Origin of the sequence: Caulifigura coniformis (assembly GCF_007745175.1) — a bacterium.
In the GTDB taxonomy this organism is placed as follows: domain Bacteria; phylum Planctomycetota; class Planctomycetia; order Planctomycetales; family Planctomycetaceae; genus Caulifigura; species Caulifigura coniformis.
On record NZ_CP036271.1, the window covers coordinates 2,802,314 to 2,819,224 of the forward strand.

A 16,911-nucleotide genomic window follows, 5' to 3' on the forward strand; every position below is an offset into this window, starting at 1 on the left:
ATCTTCCGGAATGAGCCGATTCTCTTCGGATGGACCAATTCCGATTCCGGAGTCGTCGCCGGCTTTTATGTGCAGGTGCTGACGGCGATGGCGACGCCGCTGATCTTCTTCGCGATCGTGGATGCGTTCGTCCGCACGAACATCACGGGCGGACAGGGGCTGAAAATGTTCGTCATCTGCGCAACGAACATTGCGGCCGCGTTTCTCATCGGGCTCACGATCATCAACGTGTGGCACCCCGGCGAGGCCTGGTCCGAAACGCTCAAGGCCGCGGAATCCCGGGCCGAAATGTCTGCGGGCACTGCCGCTCCCGCGCTGCCAGCGACGCCGCGCGACGTGTCGCTCGCGCCGCTCGACATCCTTCGCTCCTTCGTCCCCAAAAGCATCGCCCAGCCCTTTCTGGAGAACATGGTCCTCACGGTCGCCGTGCTGGCGATGCTGATCGGGGCCGCGCGTCGGAAGCTCACGCGCACGGACGACCCCGAACTGGCGGCGGCTCTCACGTCGTTCGACCACGTCATCATCGCGCTGTACCAGATCGTCCTGCGGCTCCTGCTGTGGATGATCGAACTGGCCCCCTTTGCGATTTGTCTGTCGGTCGCCGGCGTGATCGGGACAACGGGACTGAAAACGTTCGCGGTCGTCGGCGTCTTCATGGCGACGATCATGGCCGGCCTCGGTTTTCATTCGCTCGTCTATTACCCGCTGAGCGTCTGGCTCATGGCAGGCCTGTCGCCCCGGCGTTTCTTCCGGGAGGGAGGCGGCGCCATCCTGACCGGTCTGTCACTGAACAGCAGCCTGGCGACGGCCCCGCTGACGCTTGAGGCCCTCGCGCGGCTTGGGGTCAGCGATTCGTCGGCCCGCCTGTCCGCCTGCGTCGGCACCAATTTCAACAACGACGGCGTCACCCTGTATGAGGCGATGACCGCCCTGTTCATTGCGCAGGCCCTCGGGCTCGATCTGAGCCTGGGGCATCAGATCACGATTCTGCTCGCCGCTCTCGTCGGCAGCATGGGAATCGCCGGGATTCCCAATTCCGGTCTCATCATCCTGGCGCTCGTCCTGAAAGCGGCCCGGCTCCCTGACGCCGCGATCCAGCTCGCGATTCCGATTGCGTACAGCATCGACTTCGTCCTGGCGCGTCTGCGATCGGCCGTGAACGTCATGGGAGACCTGCAGGTGGCGATCCTGCTGGACGTGGCGCATCGCGGCGAAATCGGCGACTCGGCAGAGTCGGCCGCGTAGCTCGCCTCCGGATTGGCGCTGCCGGTTGCCTCCGCGAATGCCGGCGCGCCTACAATCGCACTCCACGTCCTCTGCGAACGGAATTCTTATGCAACTGCGCTCTCTCGGAACCACCGGCTTCAACATCGCTCCACTGGCGCTTGGCGGCAATGTGTTCGGTTGGACGGCTGATGAGCCGACATCGTTCGCGATCCTCGATCGCTTCGTGGAGGCGGGCTTCAACCTTGTCGATACGGCCGACGTCTATTCGAAGTGGGCCCCCGGTCATCAGGGAGGCGAATCCGAGATCGTTCTCGGCAAGTGGTTCCGGCAGGGGGGGAAGCGGGAGAAGATCGTTCTGGCCACCAAGGTCGGGATGGAACTCGGTCCCGATCGGAAGGGGCTGTCGAAACGCTGGATCACGAGGTCCGTCGAAGATTCCCTGCGCCGGCTTCAGACCGACGTCATCGACCTCTACCAGTCCCATCTGGACGACGAGTCGACGCCGCTCGAAGAGACGCTCGCCGCGTACGACGGACTGATCAAGGCGGGAAAGGTCCGGGCGATCGGAGCGTCCAACTACTCGGCGGCCCGGCTGACCACAGCCCTGGAGGTGAGCCGCAAGCACAACCTTCCGGCCTACGGCTGCCTGCAGCCGCTCTACAACCTTTATGACCGGGCCGTGTTCGAGGCGGAATTGAGGGATGCGTGTCTGACGAACGGCGTGGGAGTGATTCCCTATTTCTCACTCGGAGCGGGATTCCTGACTGGGAAATATCGGTCGGAGGCGGATCTGCAGGGCCGGGCGCGCGGCAAGAAAGTGGCCGAGTATCTGAACGAACGGGGCCTTCGAATCCTGAAGGCGCTGGATGCCGAGGCCGCACGGATGAACGCGGAACCGGCCCAGGTTGCGCTGGCGTGGCTCATTCATCGGCCGGGTGTCACCGCGCCGATCGTCAGCGCCACGTCGACCGGGCAGCTTGATGCCGTGCTGAAATCCGCCTCGCTCAAGCTCGACGCCGAGGCGATCGGGAACCTGGATCGCGCCAGTGATGAATCCGGGAGCACCGGCCGCCGGGATTGATCCCTCCCTCTTACGCAGTCGCTAAAGCCAGCGCCACCGCGACCCGTCTGACCGCTCCAGCATGTCCATCCGCGATGAAAAAGGTCGCGGATCCGGCAATTGCTGCCGCACAGAGTCCGCGATGGGCCGACAAATCTTTCGCGACTTCAAAACCGTGAGCCGGAGTCGTCATGCCATCGTCCGCCGGTTTGGGTGAGCGGCGAGGTTCACGGAATATCTTAAGGCGCTCGTGAAATGGGTTTCTCTTCCTGGGGGCGGTTGTTGGGTGGGCTTCGTCACTCGATGAACCTGGGAGGAACGCCTCGGCGTCGGCGCGTCGGCTCTTCGATCACGACGGAGCCGCTGGCTCTCGAAACCCGCCTCTTGCCCGCCGCCACTCCCATCGGCGCGCCAGTGCTCGTTGATGCGCCAGCCGATGGCGACGTCAATACGGTGGAGCGGGATAACCAGTCGATCGCTGCCGACGCGGCCGGCAACTTCGTCGTCACCTGGCATCAGGAGACGTCCGACGGAATCAACGTGATGGCACGGCGGTTCCATGCGGATGGAACTCCCGCCGGTGAGGCCTTCGTGGTCAACACCTCCTCGGTCAGCGACCAGAGGCTGCCGGCCGTGGCGATGAACGCATCGGGAAGTTTCGTGATCGTCTGGGAGTCGGGTGACGATGGGCCCCGACGCGATATTTTCGCGCGGCGTTACGACGCTGATGGGACGGCTTTGGGAAGTGAGTTCCGTGTCCATGCTGACGTCGACGATCTGCGTCTGAATCCGGAAGTGGCCCTCAGCGAGGATGGCTCCTTCGCGATCACCTGGGCGCGTCACGACCTGCCGTCGAGCAATATTGATCTGTTTGTTCGCCGCTACGATTCGACCGGCGTGCCCCTGGGCAATGAACTCGAAGTCGTCAGTGACGTGAACCAGCAGAGCCCCGAGATCGCCAGCACGCCTGATGGCGGCTACATCCTCGTATGGGCCGATCTCTTCCAGCTGCATGGGCAGCGTTTTGACGCCGACGGTGAGGAGATCGGAGGCCGATTCGCGATCGGCACGACGAACTTTGCCGAGTCCCCGGCGATCGCGGTCGATACGGACGGAGGATTCCTTGTCGCCTGGCAGGGAACGACAGAGTTCACCTTCGACTACAAGCACATCTATGCGCAGCGTTTCACGGCCGAGGGAGTCGCTGACGGCGACCAGTTCCTGGTGAACTCCAACCCCACCGTGAACCGCGAGTGGGCGCCGGCGGTGGCGGTGACGGTCGATGGGAACTTCGTCATCTCATGGACCGGAGAGAATCCGCACTTCAGCTACCGCGACGTGTTCGCACGCACGTTCAACGCGGACGGCGTTCCACTCGAAGATGCCTTCCGCGTCAATCCGGCGTCCGCCGGAGACCAGCGGTTTGGCTACGTCGCGATGACTCCCACCGGCGATTTCGTCGTCAATTGGGCCGACGGCGCCGAGGGGGACCTGTATGTTCAGCGTTACGTGCTGAACTTCGCACCGTCCGACATCGTCCTTTCGTCGAACTCGATCCCGGAAAACTCGCCGGCCGGTTCGGTCGTGGGGGCTTTGTCAGCGACTGATCTTGGGCTGGGCGACACGTTCGTCTTCGAACTGGTGTCGGGCGATGGAGACACCGGCAACGGAGCCTTCGAGATTGTCGGCAGCGAACTGAGGACAACGGCCTCCTTCGATTACGAAAGTCAGTCGAACTACTCCATCCGCGTCCGTGCCACCGACCTGGCCGGGGCAACAGTCGAGAAGGTGCTCACGGTTGATGTCGCGAACGTTGCGGAGACGCCGGAGATCACCCTCAGCAACAATTCCGTCGACGAGAATCTTCCCAGGAAGACGGTGGTGGGAGTTCTCGGCCTCACCGATGCGCCCGACGGCCCGCTGAAGTTCCGGCTCGTCCGCGGCGAGGGGGCCAGCGGAAACGGTCGTTTCCGAATCTCCGGCAATCAGCTGGTCACGAAGTCCCGCCTCGACGCGGAACAACAGTCGAGTTACACCGTGCGGATCCAGGTGACCGATGCACAGGGCAACGTCACGGTTCAGGTCTTCGAGATCGAAGTCGGCGACGTCAATGAGCCCGTCACGCGATTGAAGTTCGAGCGGGCTTCCTTCGCTGAGAACATGCCTGCCGGAACCGTGGCCGGCACGCTGCAGGCGATCGACCCGGACGCCGATGACAGCTGGACCTACGAACTGGTTTCCGGAACCGGCGATGGTGACAACGACCTGTTTACGATCGTTGGAGACGAGATCCAGACCGCGGCGGAGCTCGATTACGAAACGAAGTCGCACTACTCCGTGCGGGTTCGAGTGACCGATTCGGAAGGTGAGTCAGTCGAGAAACGGCTGACGATCCGAATCGCGAACGTCAACGAGCAGCCGACTGCGATCGCGCTGTCGAACTCCACCGCCGGGGTGAACCAGAAGGCTGGAACGGTCATCGGCCAGTTGTCTGTACTCGATCCGGATCGGAACGAGCGATTTCAGTTCAGTCTTGTCCCGGGCGCCGCTGACAATTCGCTGTTCCAGGTGCAGGGCAGGAACCTGAAGACGAACGTGATGTTCGACGCCCCGGCAATCTTCCCCGTACGCCTGCGTGTGACCGACAAAGACGGCCTGTGGTTCGAAGACGACTTCTCGATCACGGTCGAATAGGCCATTCTCATGGCTCCTCTGCAGGCGATTGAACGGTTCTCGATTCGCATTCATCCGTTCATCGCCTGCGGAAAGCGGAATACCAACATTGAAGATGCTCCAGGCGGCAGGCGGCCCGTGCGGGGTGTTGGCATCTGAAATCGAGGGGCCTAACCTGCGGTTCTCCGTTTCTGCCTCACCAGAGAACCGCCGTCATGACCCGCCTCGCGATCCTGCATATCGCTCTTGTCTCAGGGATCTTCTCCACGTCCGCTCTTGCCCAGACTCCGGGCGGCGGCGCTGAAGAGTTTCTCGATCGCGTCCGGACTCCGTTCTGGACGTCCACGACCCAGGTCGAGCCATTGTTCTTCATTCAACAGTCGGCTGACCAGAGGCCGCAGGCGAAGCTGCTGTTCCCGGCGACGACGATCGCCCGTCTGACCTCGGCCGACCGCACGACAACCTATGAAGCCGGCCGTGACTACACGCTGGGCGAAGAGGGAGTCGTGTCGCTGCCGGAAGGAAGCCGCATTCCGTTCAAGACGCTCGATCAGCTTTATCCGTTGATGACGTCCAATGAGCCGAGGATCCGCGGACGTCGCGGCGACGAGACTCGCGGCATCCTGTTCGGCGAAGGCGCGTTCTACCACGCGCTCCAGGCGGAAGTGACGTATGACGCGAAAGAGGCCCGGTGGGACGGCCCGCGGCCCGAGTATGCCGGCGAGCGCCTTCCGCGCTTGACCGCGAAGCTCAAGGCGAAACAGCCGGTGCACATTCTCGTATGCGGCGACAGCATCTCGGCCGGGGGCAACGCGTCGAAGGTGACGAAGGCCAGCCCGGGATGTCCCGCCTTTCCGGAACTTGTCGCGGGAGCTCTCGGGCGTGCGAACCAGAGTGACGTGACGCTGACGAACGTCGCCGTCGGCGGCTGGACTTCCGACCAGGGATTGAAGCAGGCGCAGGACGACCGGCCCGCGAAGGGAAAGCAGCCCGACCTCGTCATCATCGCGTTTGGGATGAACGATGTCGGTCGCCGCGATGTGGCGCGCTACCGCAGGAACATCGAAGGCATCATCAGCGAAGTTCGGAAAGACGCCCCTGAGGCGGAGTTTCTTCTGGTGGCCACGATGCTCGGGAACAAGGAATGGTTTCTGCCGATGGACCAGTTCCCGATTTATCGCGATGCACTCGTCGAGCTGCAGGGCCCGGGAATCGCCGTTGCCGACCTCACGGCCATGTGGGACGGACTGCAGAAACGGAAGTCGTTCTACGACCTCACCGGCAACGGTGTGAACCATCCGAACGATTTCGGCCACCTGGTTTATGGCCAGGTCATCTTCGGCACGCTGTACCGCTGAACCGACGCGCGAGCGCGAGATCACGAAGCACGGCGTCGCCATCAGCACAAAGAGCGAGCCCTCCTGATGAGTCCCAGGGGGGCTTGCTCGCTCATGCTTCGAGAGTTGATTTCAGTCTTTCAACTCGATCGTGATGTCGTTGGGGCCATCCTTCTTCACTTCGGCCGACAGCCCCGACGACTCGGGCCGGGCGTACTTCGTCGGGATCAGCGACTTCACCTTCGTCGGAGGGGGCGTCTTGCCATAGTTGGGAGACTTCTCGTCGAAGTACGAAGGGTCTTCCCCTTCGACGACCGATTTGGCGACCGTCACCACATGCCGCCCCTCGACCGCGCCGTCACCGGTTTCATAAGTCGTGAGGGTGAACTTGCCTTCGGCGTCGGTCAGTCCGGCCGCGCCGATCGCGTTGGCCGCATCGCCGGAGCGAAACGCCACGGCGGCCCCTGAGAGTGGCGTCCCCTTATGGGTCACCTTGCCATTCACCTGATAAACCGGCTTGCGGTCCTTCAGCCATTTGGAGTCATCCACGGAGCTGCAGCCAGTCAGCATCATGACGACGGACGCAATTGCCAGAGAGCGACAGAGAGACATCGAGTGGAGCCTCATCGGAAGAATGTCCGGACGTGAAGAAATGACAGCCGCCCACGTCGGGCGCGGACGGCTGCCAATGAGATCGCTCTCAGCGATTAGAATTCGCCGAGCGTTTCGCCGCACGCACGCGTGCTGAGACCGCCCCAGATGCCATAGGGGCTCCGCTGGGTTGTGCGTCCCGGAGGAGCGGCCGAGGCATTGCCGCGATCGATGTTGTTGCTGAACATCCGCACGGCGCCGTCCGCCATCAAGGCCTGAACGCCTCCTGTATGGGTGCTGGAGGCCGGCCAGATCGAGTTGCTGGGATCTTCCGAGTTCGTCCCCAGCACGCAGCTGGGCGAGTTGGGCGGAAGAACGGCCGTGAACCCTGTGAAGATCGGACGGGCATCGCCCCATCGATCACCCCGGCGATAGCCTTCGGCCGGTGTCGGCGTCGTGAAACGTGACGGGTCCGTCGACGAAATCACGGCCAGGCACACGGCCGGGTTCGTATCGAGGCCTGTGACCGAAACCTGCGGACGACCGTAGGCGTCGCTCCAGTCCTGGGAATAGGAGGGCGATCGGCGGAACTCTGCGACCAGCAGGGTGTTGCTCGTGCCATCAAGCACGTCGCGAATCCCGATCGGCGTGCGTCCCGGGAACATCCCGCGCATGCGCTCCGGCTCCCAGTTCTCGAGTTCCGTGATGCGGTCACCGCGGTTGGTTCCGTAGTTCACCTTTCCCAGTCCACGATTCTGCTTGATGTCCGAAGGACACTGCAGAACTTCCATCTGCTGACGCCACCAGGGATAGGTGGTCGCATTGTCCGTCCAGGGGGTCGGCCCCTGGTTCGGGGACGACATGATCTGATTGAAAAGAGGGCCCTGGTCGAGGAACGGCAGAAGAGCGACATACACGGACAGCCGGCCACCGTTATTCACGGTGCCGTCCGCAGTCCCCATCATATTGGCGGGAAACGCGTTATAAGTGTCGTGATAGTTGTGCATTGCGAGCGGCGGGCGGCCTCTCGAGCCTGCTGAACGGCAGGAAGCAGAAGGGCGATCAGAATGGCGATGATGGCGATCACCACCAGCAGTTCAATCAACGTAAAAGCTTGTCGACGTACCCGAAGCATAGCGCACGCTCCTCGACGAAAAACAATAGAAGAAACCGATAGACGTTCCGCGAAGCAGGCCTCTGAAAGCAGCACGAACAGCACTTGCAGCAAACAGCACGTCAGCGACGAAGCAGCACTGAAAGAAGCCAGCACCCAAAAAAGCAATCCGCACAAAGAGTAGCCGTGAGTCGATGCTACCCGTGCGGCGGCCCGGCGGTCAACTGGCATTCTGACCATCGTATTGACAAGCGACGCAGAGGATATGCAATCGGGGCTGGCATATGCCGACTGGTCTGTGCGACTTGATATCGTCGACACTGAAATGCGGGTGCCGATGATCAAGTCGCGCCGTAACGCCGCAGGGTCTCGGCAATTTCCCCGTGGCCGCGGCGCTCCGCCCACGCCAAGGGCCGCGCCCAGTCCGGCTCGTCCGGCAGGCTGAGCCGGGCTCCCCGGCCCAGCAGAAACTCAACCATCTCGCGCTTCCCGTACTTCGCAGCCCAGCCCAGGGGGGTGGAGCAGATCTCTTCATCCCGCGCGTGCAGGTTCGCCCCCCGGTCGAGGAAACAGGCCGCCGCGTCGATGTCCCCTTTGCGGGCGAATTGATGCAGTGGAGTGATCATCAGCCAGTCCGGCTGGTCCGGATTCATGCCATGCTCGAAAAGCAGGTCGTTGAGTTCATTGGTTTTCGACCCGACGAGCCAGCCGGGCCACGCGATGCGTCTGGGCAGGTCGGGCTGATACTTGAGAATCAGGTGAACGAATGGGGCATGTCCGTTCCCGGCGGCATTGCACAGCGCATCGGCATCATCCGCGAGGGCGGGGTTTGCTGCGAACATCGCGGCCCCGGTCCGGACATCCCCCTCGTAGCCCAGGATCTCCGCGCTCGTCGCGGCGCCGTACGAGCACAGCAGGTCGATCATCGCCTGATCGCCGTTCGAGACGGCCCGCGCCAACGCATCGGCCGAACTCTCCACGGCCTGGTTGGGGTTGGCGCCGTGCTCCAGAAGGAGTCGCGCGATCTCGTGATGCCCATTGGCCGCTGCGGAGTAGAGGGCATGGCCATCAGGGGCGATCCCTTCTTCCGGCAGGTTCGGATCGGCTCCCCGTTCGAGCAGCAGTCGGACGATGTCGAGATGCCCCTTCGCGGCTGCGTTCGTCAGCGGGGCGCCGGAGCCGACATAGTACGTCGAGTATTCCGAAACACGGTTGATCAGCCCCGGATCGCCGTCGATGAGCTCGCGGACGCGCTCGATCTCCCCGAGGTGGCAGGCCGTGTTGAGGTCGCAAAACGCCCCGTTGGCGAGCAGGTGGTCGAGCATCTGCCTGGGCGAAAGGGGCCAGTCCCGGGCAACGTCGCGCCAGCCACGGAAGTAGTAGTCGCCATTGACGAGTTGAATGGGGCGGGCCCCGTCGTAGCGCACCGCATTGACATCCGCTCCACGTTCCAGGAGCTCGTCGACCATCTCGATCTGTCGCGTCATCACGGCCCAGTGAATCGGCTGGTTCGACCGGGCGTCGCCCACGTGGAGCAGTTCGGGAGTCGCCTCGAGCAGGCTCCGGACCGCGGGGCGATCGCGATTCCGGAGGGCGGCTGCAATCGCTTCACCGCGCGGCGAGGCGTTCAATCGGTTCTCGAGGTGATCGCTCAGCACCCGTTCGACATCGTGATGTCCCCGGTCGCGACAGATCTCAAGCAGGCTGTCATTGACTGCCAGGCTCAGTGGATCGGCGCCCTGGTCGAGGAGGAATGCCACGACAGGTGTCCGTCCTTCACGCACAGCGAAGGACAGCGGCGTGCGATACATCCAATGTGCCCGGACGAGGGACGCATCGCGCCGGATGAGCCGCTGCACGGCGGGCAGATCGCCCGCGAGACAGGCGGTGAAGAGGTCCCAGACGTCAACTCCCCGCCCCGTGGACCACTTCAGCCGATCGGTCAGCCAGAGCTCACGTGGGCGCTGCATGGGGAGACGCCATTTCGATGCGCAGAGCGGGGAGAACCCGGGACATCCGGAAGGAGCCTGCCAACGATCATACCAGCGAGACTGCCCGCCGCCCGCTGCTCAAAGGCTCGACGTCTGATTGAGCGTGTCCAGCGGAAGCCAGAGCAGGTCGGCCTGCATCAGCCGCAGTCCGGACCTCCAGGGCTCATAGAAATCGAGCAATCCATAACCGAACGATTCCATCAGCTGAAAGTACTTGCCCGGTGGCTGCTGTCCCTGGTAGGTCGGGGCAAAGATCATCTCGGCATAGATCAGGTCGATCGCCTGGCGTGTCAGCATCTCCGACGCCCCCTTGAGGACGTCATATTCGCCTCCCTGGACATCGAGCTTCAGAATGTGGATTCGCGGAATCGAATGGCCCTTGCAGAACTGGTCGATCCCGGTCGTCTCGACCGTGATGGTGCTCGACGTCTCGCAATGCTTCAGTCCCCACTGGCGCGTTGCACCGGGGTCTGTGGGAAGCAGCGAGTTGGTGGCGACATAGCTGTTCACATTCATCTGCGACGTGCCGCTCGAGGCCGCCAGCGCGAGGCGGTGGACTTCGATCCCCGGATCGCCGGCGAAACGCGACTCCAGCTGGCTCGCCGCCCCCGGGAACGGCTCGAAACAGGAAATGGCTGCGGAGGGAAACCGAAGCCGATAGGAAGCCGCGGCGTCCCCGATGTGCGCGCCGACGTCGAAGATCACCGGCCTGGGCGAGGTCACCAGCCGTTTCTGGACTTCAAACGCATCAGGCCGGCAGCGATGAACGCCGAACCCGAATCGCTGGAGACAACGCTCGACCAACTGGCGCATCAGAAGAACCCGAAAAAGAAAGCCTCGCAAGAAACTCTGGCCACAGGGCCGATTGTCCACCACGATCGACCAAACGCCAGCCCCGACGCCCCCGAGCTGAGCAGAATCGCAAGCCCGGCGGCGAACGGCGCTCCCCGAATCGGCCTGTCAGGAGCCCGCGAACGCAGTCCGCCGGATAGAGCAGCTTCAATATTGGTATTCGGGGTTCCGCAGGCGATCAACGGACGAACGCGAATCGAGAACCGTTCAATCGCCTGCACAGGAGCCATGAAAATGGCCTAGAATCGGCTCCTGGTTGTCTCTCCGCTTCTCCGCTCGAGGTGCTGTGATGAAATCGATGGCTCGCGGTCTGGTTCTGGCGTCCGTTGCGGCGGGCAGCGTCCTGGGGGTGTCGATCTGCGGCCACAGCCAGGAGCAGTCTGCCGGCCCGCCCCTGGTCACACGAGGCCGCGTGGCGCTCAACCTGGCTGGCGCCGAGCTGATCATTTCCCGAGCGCGGGAGAAGGCCGTCGAGATGAAACTGAAGGTCAATGTCGCCGTCGTCGACGAAGGGGGGCACCTGCTCGCCTTCGCGCGCATGGATCAGGCACGTCCCGCCAGCGCTCCAACAGCTATCACGAAAGCAACCGCGGCCGCCACGCTGCGGCAGCCGACCGGGCCGGTTCGTCGCGGCGAGGCCGAAGCGGATGTGCTCCTCAACGTCGCCTTGCAGAATGCCGCCGCCGCGAGCGGGGGGAAGATGACCAGCCTGTTCGGCGGCGTGCCGGTGGTCGTCGACGGGCAGGTCATTGGCGCCGTAGGAGTCGGCGGAGCGACGGGAGAGCAGGACGCCGAGATCGCCAGGGCGGGGATCGACGCACTGATCAAGCAGCTGTAATCAGGGGCCGGCGCTTCGTAGAAACGGGCAGGGGACAAGAGTGTGAACTCTTGTCCCCTGTGATGCGTTTCTCGGAGTTCAGTCGCGTCGAGTTCGCCTCATTTCGTGGCTTCCTGGCGCTGTTGCCGCCGTTGTCCGCGGCCACCGCCCCGGGAGCTGCCCCACAACGGTTCGACGTTCCCCTCGTTCCAGCGATCCCATTTCGCCTGCAGCTCTTTCACCTTCTCAGGCATCGCCGCTGCAAGGTCCTTCGATTCCCCCGCATCGGCCTCCAGGTCGTACAGCTTCGCTTCGGTCACCGGCTGCCCGCCTTTCCCTGTGTTCGTGTCGGCGTTGCTGTCGTAGCGGACGAGTTTCAGGTTTCCGTTCCGGATCGCCATCTGCTGCCCGAACCGCCAGTACAGGGCGTCATGCGGCGGCTTCTTCACGCTGCCGGAGAGATGAGGGCGCAGATCGACGCCATCCAGCTTCGCGGACGATGGATCGACCCCGGCTGCCGCAAGGGCGGTCGCCGTCAGGTCGAGCTGGATCACCGGCTGCTCGTACACGCCTGCCTGGAACTGGCTCGGCCAGCGGAGCAGGAACGGCACATGAATCCCCCCCTCGAGGGTTGTCCTCTTCGACCCCCGGAACGGCGTGTTGATGCTGCCGTTGACGGTCACTCCGTTCATGGTCGGACCGCCGTTGTCGCTGATGAACGCCACCAGCGTGTTCTGCGCCTGTCCTGATTCCTCGACAGCTTTCAGGATCTTTCCGATCGCCTCGTCCATGGCGAACATCATCGCCGCATACTTCCGTCGCTGCGGGTCGGTGATCGATTCGAACTTCCTCAGGCGGGCGTCGTCGGCCTGCATGGGCGTGTGGACCGCATTGAAGGCGACATACAGGAACCATGGAGATCCCTTCTTCGATTCCATGAACTTCACCGCCTCTCGGCCGATTACGTCGGTCAGGTATTCGCCTGTCCCGGCCGGCTCGTTGCCGCGGAGGATGCCCCGCTCGTTGAAGTAGTCGTGGGCGCCGCCCAGGAATCCGAAGAAGTCATCGAAGCCGCGCCGCTGCGGGTGGAACTGCTCGGCCGAGCCGAGGTGCCACTTGCCGGTGAGCGCCGTGGCATACCCGGCCGACTTGAGCCGCGCCGGAATCAGTGTTTCGGAAACCGGCAGGCCCAGCGCGCCTCCGTCGCCATCCCCGCCCGGATTGAACTCGTGGCCAAACCGTGTCTGGTAGCGGCCGGTCAGCAGGCCCGCCCGTGTCGGCGAGCAATACGGTCCCGAGACGTAGCCGTTCGTGAACCGCACGCTCGACCGGGCCAGCGCATCGAGATTCGGCGTCGGGATGTCTTTGCAGCCGTGGAATCCGACATCCGCGTAACCCATGTCGTCACCGACGAGGAACAGGATGTTCGGCTTTTCAGCAGCCGAGGCCGAGGCCGCAAGGCTCAGGCAGAACGCCAGCAGGCAGAGACGCGTCATTGTCCGACTCCGGGATTGGGCGCGAAGACATTGCCTCGCCGACAGCGCGGGGCAACGGGCCGATCGTCATACCTGTTCACCGGTGGAATGTGTAGCGATGCAAAGCAAGCAGCCGCGGGCGGGGCGTCACGAAGAAGCCCCGCCCGCGGCTGGCGATGTGCCCGAATCGACGAGACGGCCTTATTTCTTCCGCCGCGAGACGCTGCTGACGATCTTCACCCATTCTCCTTTGTCGTCCTGGATGTACGACGTGAAGTGCCGCTCATCCCGGCTCTTGAACTCGGTGATGTCCCGATACTTCGCCGTCTTGCCCGGGTTCAGCATCGAAGGGCCATCGGCCTCGAGTGTCAGGATCTTTCCGCTCGGGTCGAGGGTTCCTTCGTAGTGCCACATGTGCGGCATCATCGAGTCGGTCCACGTCCCGATGTACTTCTTCTTTTCCGGTGAGTAGCCGATCGTCATCACCACCTGCATCTTCACGCCCGCCATCTCGGCGTCGCCTTCGGAGATGACCCAGAAGCCCCCGAGGGGACGCACTTTCTCTTCCATCTTTCCTTTCACGGGCGGCTGGCCCGGCACGGGGGTGCATTCCGATTCCGCGCTCCATTCTCCGACGAACTGGTTCAGCCACTCATGCTCTTTCTGCGGCGTGGGAAACGGTGACGGGTCCTGGGCGCGAGCGAGGCCCGGGGCGACGACAAGAACCAACGCGGCGGCGACAAGCGATCTCATGGGTTTAGCTCCTCAGACAGACACGACGGACTGGCAACACTGCCAGCGGTAGCCCGCCGCATGGTTGCCGGATCAATCCCGAACTTTCAATACGACGTTCGGAATCGCCCTTGACATATTCCAGTATGGGAATATAAATCATTCATGGCAAGAGCAGCAACGACATCCGACGCCTTCAACGCCATCGCCGAGCCGCGAAGACGCGAAATCATCGGCCTCCTCGCCGACGGCGGAACGCTGACGGTGAACGAGATCGTTGAACGGCTGCGACTTCCGCAGCCTGCCGTCTCCAAGCATCTCGGCGTGTTGCGCGAAGTGGGCCTCGTCTCTGCGGAAAAGCAGGGGCAGCACCGCCGCTATCGCCTGACCCCCCAGGAGCTCAAAGCCGTGCACGACTGGGTCAAAACGTTTGAACGGTTCTGGACAAACCAGATTGACCGCATCAAGGAACGCGCCGAGCGGATCGCCGCCGAACGCGCCGCCAACAAGCCCGTTTAACCAGCTCCCCTGGGAGCGGAACCTCTATCGAAGGAGATTGCTCATGATGCTGACTCCCGAGACGGCCATTCAGACCCTGGAAGTCATCAAGACGGAAGAGATCAAGGCCCCCGTCGATGTCGTCTTCGAGTCGATCCTCGCCATCCTCGGCCCGGAAAGTCAGATGGGACACAAGGCGTTCCCGATGACGTTCGAGGCCTGGCCTGGAGGTCGCTGGTTTCGTGATCTGGGCAACAACGCGGGGCACCTCTGGGGGCACGTCCAGGTCATCAAGCCCCCGACGCTCATCGAGATCTGCGGCCCGATGTTCATGTCGTATCCGGCCGCTTCTCACCTGCAGTACCGCATCACGGCCGACGGCCCGACGAGCCGCCTGCAGCTGACGCACAAGGCGTTCGGCCTGATTCCCAAAGAGCATCGCGAAGGGGTCAACGAGGGCTGGGCGAACGAAGTCGCGGAGATCCGCGCCCGCGCCGAGCGTCTCGCGAAGAAGAAGTAATCGTTCTCCGGCGTTGTCGTTGCGGACTTCCATTCCGCAAGTCCGGGACAGGGCAACGGGTGGCTTCCGTTGCGGATTCCATGAATTGAAATTCCTCTCTTCGTTCACAGGCGTGAATTCATGAAGGCACTCGAACTGATTCAGTGGGCACTCGAGTTCACTGAGGCAGGACTCACCCGGCTCGTTTCCGACATGCGGGATCGACCGCTGACGCAGCCCACCTCCGCGGGGGGCAACCATCCTCTCTGGGTGCTGGGACACCTGGCCTACAGTGAAGGCTTCGCGTCCGAGATTCTGTTCGGCGAGCCCAATCCACTGCAGCACTGGGCGAAGCTGTTTGCGCCCGGCAGTCAGCCGACCACCAATCCGGCCGACTATCCGTCGTTCGACGAGCTTCTGAACACCTTCCGCGAGATGCGGGCGAAGAACCTGGTTCGCCTGAAAGAGATCGGCGAGGCCGGGCTTGATGCAAAGCCGGAGAATGTCCCGGAGCCGTTCAAGGACGTCATGACGTCCGTGGGCAAGACATACCTGCTGCTCGCGCTCCACCAGAACGTGCACTACGGCGAAGTCTGTGATGCCCGGCGCGTCGCCGGGCTCAAGCCGTTGATGTAGCCGCGCTCGCGCTCTGTTTCGCGGCCGCATCGGCCGTTCGGATGCTCCCCGGTTGTCGAATGCGTCATGGCTCGTCAGGCCACGGCGCCACGCTCTCCGTCTGTCGATTCGAAACGTCGTTTCCCTCTCTCTCAAACGAGGCTTGCTTCATGTCTGCTCCTCCCGCAGTTGTCTCCCGTCAGGAATGGCTCAAGGCCCGCATGGATCTGCTCCAGAAGGAGAAGGAGTTCACGCGGCTCAAGGACGAGGTCGCGGCCCAGCGACGGAAGCTTCCGTGGGTGAAGGTCGAGAAGGCCTATCGCTTCGAAACTGAACGAGGCGCGCAGTCGCTCGCCGACCTCTTCGCCGGCCGCAGTCAGCTCATTGTCTACCACTTCATGTACGGGCCGGAATGGGAAGGGCCGTGTCCGAGTTGCAGCTTCATCGCCGATCACTTCGATGGACTCATTCCTCATCTCAATGCCCGCGATGTGACTCTCACCGCCATCTCCCGCGCGCCGCTGGCGAAGCTCAAGGCGTTGCAGGCCAGGCTCGACTGGAGGTTCCCCTGGGTTTCGTCCGGACCGGGCGACTTCAACTACGACATGCACGTCTCGTTCACGCCCGAAGAGATCGGTCGCGGTGAGGTCGAATACAACTATGCCAAGGGCCCGACACCCGTCGAGGACCTCCCCGGTTGCAGCGTGTTCGCGAAAGACGAGACGGGGCAGGTTTATCACACCTACTCATCCTATGCCCGCGGGTGCGACATCCTGCTGGGGGCCTATAACTTCCTCGACCTCACGCCGAAGGGACGCAACGAAGAGGGGCTCGCTTTCGACATGGCGTGGGTCCGCCTGCACGACGAGTACGGCCCCGGTTACAAGGTCGACCCGGCTGCGGGCTATTCCCCGCCGAAGGGCTCCTGCTGTCACCCCGTCGAGGTGACGACATGAAAGCCGCCTGCTGCTGCAATTCCGGGACACCGGAGGGCCGCCGCGCGCGAAGCCGCGCCGCGGCCCCGGTCTCCGGGCTGGTCTGCGGCGCGTTCTGGCTGCTCTGCCCGAAGTGCCCTGCGTGCGTCGCCGCTTATGCGGCGCTCGTGGGTGGCATCACCCTCTCGCTTCCCGTGGCTGCGATGGTGTTGAGCGGTCTGCGAGTCTCGCTCATCACGGCAACTCTGATGATCGCCGCCGTTTTTGCCTGGCGCTGCATGCGTTCGCTGGTTCGCTGAGCGATCTGTTCGCTGCCGGCAACGCCGCTTTCCGTGCCTGGCCGGCCCGATTCGGGCCGGCCAGGCACGGTTGGGTCACAAGTGGTTGTCGCTGCGCCGATATGCCTTGTGACATGGTTCAGGACGAAGGGTTTGGTCCGTCACCACTGACGAGCGACTCGCTGATCCAACGATGGTGCTCGCCAGGTACGACCGC

16 protein-coding genes and 1 pseudogene (1 of these 17 running past the window's edge) are annotated in these 16,911 nt (G+C 63.1%); 11 read left to right on the plus strand and 6 right to left on the minus strand.

Features of this window, described 5'->3' with window-relative positions; all coding sequences use genetic code 11:
* The 5 genes from Pan44_RS11005 to Pan44_RS11020 form a co-directional block, all read left to right on the plus strand.
* A protein-coding gene (locus Pan44_RS11005; protein WP_145030089.1) for a dicarboxylate/amino acid:cation symporter crosses the window boundary here: on the plus strand, positions 1 to 1,245 show its 3' portion. 99 nt of this gene lie to the left of the window's left edge; 1,245 of the gene's 1,344 nt are visible here — the last part of the coding sequence; its start codon lies off the left edge, out of view; it ends in the stop codon at positions 1,243 to 1,245.
* 88 nt (positions 1,246 to 1,333) lie between these two features.
* Positions 1,334 to 2,308, plus strand: a complete 975-nt coding sequence (locus Pan44_RS11010) for an aldo/keto reductase (protein ID WP_145030091.1) — start codon at positions 1,334 to 1,336, stop codon at positions 2,306 to 2,308.
* Between the two features lie 234 nt (positions 2,309 to 2,542).
* Positions 2,543 to 4,981 (plus strand): cadherin repeat domain-containing protein, encoded by a 2,439-nt coding sequence (locus Pan44_RS11015; protein WP_145030093.1) that lies wholly within the window; start codon positions 2,543 to 2,545, stop codon positions 4,979 to 4,981.
* Between the two features lie 9 nt (positions 4,982 to 4,990).
* Entirely contained in the window at positions 4,991 to 5,119 is a 129-nt protein-coding gene (locus Pan44_RS28090; RefSeq protein WP_261342605.1) for a hypothetical protein, read from the plus strand.
* Positions 5,120 to 5,175: 56 nt separating this feature from the next.
* Positions 5,176 to 6,318: an SGNH/GDSL hydrolase family protein gene (locus Pan44_RS11020; RefSeq protein ID WP_145030095.1), complete on the plus strand. Its 1,143-nt coding sequence runs from the start codon at positions 5,176 to 5,178 to the stop codon at positions 6,316 to 6,318.
* Between the two features lie 111 nt (positions 6,319 to 6,429).
* Here Pan44_RS11020 and Pan44_RS11025 read toward each other — a convergent pair whose 3' ends face one another.
* From Pan44_RS11025 to Pan44_RS11045, 4 genes and pseudogenes are all read right to left on the minus strand, one after another.
* A complete protein-coding gene (locus tag Pan44_RS11025) occupies positions 6,430 to 6,909 on the minus strand; it encodes an Ig-like domain-containing protein (RefSeq protein ID WP_145030097.1) in 480 nt (159 codons plus the stop codon).
* A 95-nt stretch (positions 6,910 to 7,004) separates the two neighbouring features.
* Positions 7,005 to 8,023: pseudogene (locus Pan44_RS11030) on the minus strand (DUF1559 family PulG-like putative transporter).
* A 320-nt stretch (positions 8,024 to 8,343) separates the two neighbouring features.
* Positions 8,344 to 9,972 (minus strand): ankyrin repeat domain-containing protein, encoded by a 1,629-nt coding sequence (locus Pan44_RS11040; protein WP_145030101.1) that lies wholly within the window; start codon positions 9,970 to 9,972, stop codon positions 8,344 to 8,346.
* A 99-nt stretch (positions 9,973 to 10,071) separates the two neighbouring features.
* Positions 10,072 to 10,806 carry an FkbM family methyltransferase gene (locus tag Pan44_RS11045; RefSeq protein WP_145030103.1) on the minus strand — a complete coding sequence of 245 codons (735 nt, stop codon included), beginning with the start codon at positions 10,804 to 10,806 and terminating at the stop codon, positions 10,072 to 10,074.
* A gap of 328 nt (positions 10,807 to 11,134) precedes the next feature.
* Between Pan44_RS11045 and Pan44_RS11050 the strand changes: the two genes are divergently transcribed.
* The gene (locus Pan44_RS11050) at positions 11,135 to 11,683 is read left to right on the plus strand and encodes a GlcG/HbpS family heme-binding protein (RefSeq protein ID WP_145030105.1); all 549 of its coding nucleotides are present in this window, start codon (positions 11,135 to 11,137) and stop codon (positions 11,681 to 11,683) included.
* A gap of 98 nt (positions 11,684 to 11,781) precedes the next feature.
* On the opposite strand, the gene Pan44_RS11055 is transcribed toward Pan44_RS11050, so the two are convergent.
* Positions 11,782 to 13,158: a sulfatase-like hydrolase/transferase gene (locus tag Pan44_RS11055; RefSeq protein WP_145030107.1), complete on the minus strand. Its 1,377-nt coding sequence runs from the start codon at positions 13,156 to 13,158 to the stop codon at positions 11,782 to 11,784.
* 180 nt (positions 13,159 to 13,338) lie between these two features.
* Entirely contained in the window at positions 13,339 to 13,890 is a 552-nt protein-coding gene (locus tag Pan44_RS11060; protein ID WP_145030109.1) for a DUF1579 domain-containing protein, read from the minus strand.
* A 144-nt stretch (positions 13,891 to 14,034) separates the two neighbouring features.
* On the opposite strand from Pan44_RS11060, the gene Pan44_RS11065 reads away from it, so the two are divergent.
* From Pan44_RS11065 to Pan44_RS11085, 5 genes are all read left to right on the plus strand, one after another.
* The gene (locus Pan44_RS11065) at positions 14,035 to 14,388 is read left to right on the plus strand and encodes an ArsR/SmtB family transcription factor (protein ID WP_145030111.1); all 354 of its coding nucleotides are present in this window, start codon (positions 14,035 to 14,037) and stop codon (positions 14,386 to 14,388) included.
* Between the two features lie 43 nt (positions 14,389 to 14,431).
* Positions 14,432 to 14,887: an SRPBCC family protein gene (locus Pan44_RS11070; protein WP_197454016.1), complete on the plus strand. Its 456-nt coding sequence runs from the start codon at positions 14,432 to 14,434 to the stop codon at positions 14,885 to 14,887.
* A gap of 120 nt (positions 14,888 to 15,007) precedes the next feature.
* Positions 15,008 to 15,502, plus strand: a complete 495-nt coding sequence (locus Pan44_RS11075) for a DinB family protein (RefSeq protein WP_145030113.1) — start codon at positions 15,008 to 15,010, stop codon at positions 15,500 to 15,502.
* 149 nt (positions 15,503 to 15,651) lie between these two features.
* Positions 15,652 to 16,437 carry a DUF899 domain-containing protein gene (locus tag Pan44_RS11080; protein ID WP_145030115.1) on the plus strand — a complete coding sequence of 262 codons (786 nt, stop codon included), beginning with the start codon at positions 15,652 to 15,654 and terminating at the stop codon, positions 16,435 to 16,437.
* Entirely contained in the window at positions 16,434 to 16,715 is a 282-nt protein-coding gene (locus tag Pan44_RS11085) for a hypothetical protein (RefSeq protein ID WP_145030117.1), read from the plus strand. Before Pan44_RS11080 ends, Pan44_RS11085 begins: the two co-directional genes overlap by 4 nt.
* Positions 16,716 to 16,911 lie beyond the last annotated feature (196 nt).